The 851-nt window shown below is 59.9% G+C and carries 1 protein-coding gene; it reads right to left on the reverse strand.

The genetic code is table 11. The features are described from left to right. The coding region (locus GFB49_RS20930) for a beta strand repeat-containing protein (RefSeq protein ID WP_425505257.1) at positions 1-851 on the reverse strand (851 nt) is incomplete at both ends.

Genomic DNA, 851 nt, shown 5'->3' on the forward strand with positions numbered 1-851 from the left:
CCATCGATTGTGGCATCGATATCCGCATCACCCACATTGGTCAGGTTGCCGGTGAGGGTGTCGTTGAGATCCAGGGTTGCGGTTGAGGCGATATCTACGTCACCGCTTGTGGCGGCATTGATATTCAAAGCACCTCCGTCGATATCCAAGCCGCCGGTCACTGTGCTGACCCCGGACACGGTGGTTGTGCCCGCACTCTGTGTGAGGGCGCCGGTGATGTCCCCGGCCAGATCAAGGGTGCCGGCGTTGGAGACGCTACCGTCGATTGTGGCATCAGTATCCGCGCTGCCTGCGTTGGTCAGGTTTCCGGTGAGCGTGTCATTGAGATCCAGGGTCGCGGTTGAGGCGATATCGATATCACCAGTGGTGGCTGCGTTGATAGTCAAAGCGCCGCCGTCGATATCCAAACCGCCGGTCACCGTGCTTGCTCCGGACACGGTGGTTGTGCCTGCACTCTGTGACAAGCTGCCTGTGATGTCCCCGGCCAGATCAAGGGTGCTGGAGTTGGAGACGTTGCCAGTGATCGCGGCGTCGATATCCGCGCTGCCTGCATTGGTTAGGTTTCCGGTGAGCGTGTCATTGAGATCCAGGGTTGCGGTTGAGGCGATATCGACATCACCGGTGGTGGCTGCGTTGATAGTCAAAGCGCCGCCGTCGATATCCAAACCGCCGGTCAGCGTGCTTGCTCCGGACACTGTGGTAGTGCCTGCACTCTGTGACAAGCTGCCTGTGATGTCCCCGGCCAGATCAAGGGTGCCGGCGTTGGAGACGTTACCGTCGATCGTGGCATCGATGTCCGCGCTGCCTGCGTTGGTTAAGCTGCCGGTGAGGGTGTCGTTGAGATCCAGGGT

The sequence above is a fragment of the Tritonibacter litoralis genome, assembly GCF_009496005.1.
GTDB lineage: Bacteria > Pseudomonadota > Alphaproteobacteria > Rhodobacterales > Rhodobacteraceae > Epibacterium > Epibacterium litoralis.